This is a genomic window from Massilia sp. CT11-108 (assembly GCF_047302915.1).
GTDB lineage: Bacteria > Pseudomonadota > Gammaproteobacteria > Burkholderiales > Burkholderiaceae_D > Telluria > Telluria orientalis.
The window spans coordinates 1-3755 of record NZ_JBKYMO010000519.1 but is presented as its reverse complement, the minus strand read 5'-3'; the positions used below and the strand labels follow the sequence as shown (position 1 = coordinate 3755).

Annotated in this window: 6 protein-coding genes; 1 reads left to right on the top strand and 5 read right to left on the bottom strand. The window is 64.5% G+C overall.

What is annotated here, in order from left to right; translation table 11 throughout:
• From ACEN88_RS26580 to ACEN88_RS26565, 4 genes are all read right to left on the bottom strand, one after another.
• On the bottom strand, nucleotides 1–328 hold a 328-nt coding region (locus ACEN88_RS26580; protein ID WP_413344486.1), incomplete at its 3' end, for an ATP-binding protein.
• The gene (locus tag ACEN88_RS26575; RefSeq protein ID WP_413344485.1) at nucleotides 316–783 is read right to left on the bottom strand and encodes an anti-sigma regulatory factor; all 468 of its coding nucleotides are present in this window, start codon (nucleotides 781–783) and stop codon (nucleotides 316–318) included. The genes ACEN88_RS26580 and ACEN88_RS26575, both read right to left, overlap by 13 nt.
• Nucleotides 783–1139 carry an STAS domain-containing protein gene (locus ACEN88_RS26570; protein WP_036230674.1) on the bottom strand — a complete coding sequence of 119 codons (357 nt, stop codon included), beginning with the start codon at nucleotides 1137–1139 and terminating at the stop codon, nucleotides 783–785. The genes ACEN88_RS26575 and ACEN88_RS26570 overlap by 1 nt, the downstream gene beginning before the upstream one ends.
• 9 nt (nucleotides 1140–1148) lie before the next feature.
• Nucleotides 1149–2018, bottom strand: coding sequence for an STAS domain-containing protein (locus tag ACEN88_RS26565; protein WP_413344483.1), 870 nt, complete (start codon nucleotides 2016–2018; stop codon nucleotides 1149–1151).
• 337 nt (nucleotides 2019–2355) lie between these two features.
• Between ACEN88_RS26565 and ACEN88_RS26560 the strand changes: the two genes are divergently transcribed.
• Complete coding sequence (locus ACEN88_RS26560) at nucleotides 2356–3027, top strand: response regulator transcription factor (protein WP_413344481.1); 672 nt, start codon at nucleotides 2356–2358, stop codon at nucleotides 3025–3027.
• Here the strand turns inward: ACEN88_RS26560 and ACEN88_RS26555 are convergent, their stop codons facing one another.
• Entirely contained in the window at nucleotides 3028–3561 is a 534-nt protein-coding gene (locus tag ACEN88_RS26555; protein WP_413344480.1) for an RNA polymerase sigma factor, read from the bottom strand.
• Between the last annotated feature and the right edge of the window lie 194 nt (nucleotides 3562–3755).

Below are 3755 nucleotides of genomic sequence, written 5' to 3'. Positions count from 1 at the left end.
TGCCCGCCGTGCCGGCCGTCGAGACGCCGTCGCGCAGCGCGAAGTCGATGTCGGCGATGCCGGGCCCGTTGTCGACGGCGACGACGTCCACGCCCGGCATCGCGACGCCGGACTGCGTACGCATGATGCTGATCGTCCCTTCGCCCGCGTGCTTGAGGATGTTGGTGGCCGCTTCCGTGATGATGATCGCGAGGCGGCCGGCCTTGACGTCGTCGAAGCCGAGCGTATCCGCCAGCTTCTGCCCGGCGCGGCGCGCGGCCGAGACGTCGCTGGCGTGGGTGATGGCGAAGTTGAGCTGCGGCGACAGCGAACTGATCAGCGTTTCCATTTGACGACCGACACCGCAGTGCCCTCTCCCGCGCGGGAATCGATGCCGAATTCGTCGACGAGGCGTTTCGAACCGCCGAGGCCGAGCCCCAGGCCGCCGCCCGTCGTGTAGCCGTCGCGCAGCGCCATCTCGAGGTCGGGGATGCCCGGTCCGTTATCGATGAAGATCAGGCCGACGCCCTTGCGGAATCCGTCCGTCAGCGCATCGAGGTAGACCATGCCGCCGCCGCCATACTTGATCGTGTTGCGCGCCAGCTCGCTGGCCGCCGTCACGAGCTTGGTCTGGTCGACGAGCGACAGCGCGATCGCGACGGCCCGCTCGCGCACGTGCTTGCGCAGCGCGACGACGTCCTCGTCCGACCGCAGCGGCAGCGCCGTGCGGTCAAGGCGGTCCTGGCGGTGCCGCTCGAGCAGTTCGGACTCGAAGACCACCGGGTTGTTGAGAGCAGCGCTCATCAAAAATTAGTCTTTCCCAACAGGGCCATGCCCTTCTCGACGTTGAGTGCCGTCTTCACGCCGTGCAGCGTGAGACCCAGTTCGACCAGCGTGATCGCGACGGCCGGCTGCATGCCGACCACCACGGTCTGCGCATCGAGCACGCGCGCCATCGCGGCCGTGTTGCTGATCATGCGGCCGATGAACGAGTCCACCAGGTCGAGGGCGGAGATGTCGATCAGGACGCCCTTGGCGCGGTCGCGCACGATGCGTTCGGTGAGGTCGTCCTGCAGGGTCATCGCCAGGCGGTCGTGCATGTCGACCTGGATCGTCACCAGCAACAGGTCGCCCATGCGGAGAATCGGGATGCGTTCCATGCGCGGTCCTCAGGCGTGGGCGGTGCGCTTGATGACGGACGTGCCGGTGCGCTCGAGCGCGACGAGGAACGCGTCCGCCAGCGTGGCCTTGGTCACGACGTCTTCCAGATTCACGCCCAGGTGCACGATGGTCTGCGCGATCTGCGGACGGATGCCGCTGATGATGCAGTCGGCGCCCATCAGGCGCGCGGCAGCGATCGTTTTCATGAGGTGCTGCGCGACGAGCGTGTCGACGGTCGGCACGCCGGTGATGTCGATGATGGCGATCGAGGCGCCCGTATCGACGATCTTCTGCAGGATGTTCTCCATCACCACCTGGGTGCGCGCCGAATCGAGCGTGCCGATCAGCGGCAGCGCGAGGATGCCTTCCCACAGTTTGACGACGGGCGTCGACAATTCCAGCAATTCCTGCTGCTGGCGCACGATGATCTGGTCGCGCGCGCGCTGGAACACTTCGATGGTGTACAGGCCCATCTGGTCGAGCAGCGAGCTGATGGTCCACGAGGCCGATGCGAGCGCGGCCGGGTCGCCCGCGAAGCCCTGGTTCAGGCGCGTGAACAGCGGCTGCTTCAGCGAGAACACGAAGGTCGCCGTCTCGCTCGGGGTCGAGCCGTTCCTGGCGCGGATCGACGAGATCTCGCTCAGGATGTCGCGCACTTCGTCCCACGAACGGTGGTCCATGTTCTGCAGTTCGCCGCCGCGCGTGGCCTGGGCGAACGCGGCCAGGAATTGCTGGCAATGCTTGCGCAGCTGGTCTTTCGAGACGACGCTCGACCGCACCGTCAGCGCTTCCAGCTGCTCGATCCACTCCGAGCCGATGTCGGCCTGATGATCCTGGATGAGCTGGCTGATGCGGTTCGCGTAGTCCTGGGTCGTCATCTGTATTCCTTTTTTGGAGTGAAAGGTTGTGCCGTTTGGACCAGTTTGCGGCCCCGGCAGTTCTGTCAAATGACCGACTATACCATCCATTTCCTTGATGACACGGCACGATTGACAACGTGGATTTCCCCTATCGTCCGGCTCCGGCAGAGATTATTCAACAGGACAAAATAACCGTTTGCAATTATGATACCCATCATTCACGTCGACCTCGCCATCCGGCACGCATCAAGCGGCGTCGCCCCTACCGAACAATCGGGCTCAGTTAAAGATGCGAATGAATATTGCATGTTTGATAACTAACACATCCGTCCTGAAAGTCGTCCGTGCCGCATTCATGCAAGCCGGTGCCGAATGCACGCACTTCACGTCCGAAGTCGTCCTGTTTCGTGCCCTGCTGCGGCAAAAATTCGACCTGATCTTCATCGACCTGGACGCCGCGCCCACGCCGGACGACGCCATCGTGTCCTGGCTTAACTGCCGTTCCGGCAACGATACGCCGGTTCTCGCCATGTCGCCCGTACGCGACGCCCACATGACCGCACTGGTGCTCAATGCGGGCGCCGACGACCTGCTGGTCAGGCCGTTCGAACCGGTCGAATTGCTGGCGCGGGCCCATGCGCTGGTGCGCCGCAGTAATCCGCGCGGCGCGCGCCGCCGCATCGAACTGGCCGGTTTTTCGCTCGACCGCGAGAGCAGCAAATTCGCCTACCTCGGCACGCCGATCATGTTGACGTCGCGCGAGTTCGGCCTGGCGTGGATGTTTTTTTCGTCGCCCGGCGTGTACATCTCGCGCGAGACCATCGGCACGTCGATCTGGAGTTCCGACAGCGAGGTCGCCGGTCGCACGATCGAGCAGCACGTGTACAAATTGCGCAAGAAGCTGCAGCTGGGTGCCGAACGCGGCGTCAGCATCCGCACCGCGTACGGCCAGGGGTATCGGCTGGAACTGTCGGCGCAACACGCCGCCGCCGTCCCGGACGAATCCGCCCCGGACCTGCCGGAATAATCAGCGGCCGCATCCGGCGCGCACGGCGGCCCGGACGCGCGACACGCGCGAGCGGACGGTGCCCACCGGAATGTCCATTTCACAGGCCGCCTCTTCATACGTCGAGCCCCCGTCGAGCACCGCTTCGAACGTCGTGCGGATCCGGGCGGGCAGCGCATTCAGCATCGCGTCGACCATCGCCGCCGTCTGGCGCCACTCCAGCAGCACGGCCGGGTCGCCATGGGCATCGGCCACCTGTTCCAGCGCCGCTTCGTCGAGCGCGTCGTGGGCCTGCGCGCAGTTGCGGCGCACCTGGTGCCGCGCCAGGTTCAGGGCGATGCCGAACAGCCAGGTCGACGGCTTGGAGAGCCCGGCAAAACGGTCCGCGCAGCGCAGCGCCTCGATGAAGGTCTGCTGGACGACATCTTCCGCGTCCTCGGGATTGCGCATGTAGCGCTGGACGAAGCGCAGCAGATGACGGTGATGCGTGCGGAACAGTTGGTCCATGTCCAGTGCCTGCGGTACGCCGGCGGCGCCATTCGACTCCATCGTCATGTTTGATCTCCAGTAACGTTGCGATGGATCAAACATATCAGTGGAATTCGCGCAAAAAGCCAATCCTTGAGCATTGCTGAGACATTGAGAATTGTTGAGCTTTCGCGTTACCTGGCGACGATGCGCAGCACGCGGTTGCCGTCGTAGAAAATCGCCTTCATGGGCGTGTCGGCGGTCGCCATGCTCCTGGCGAC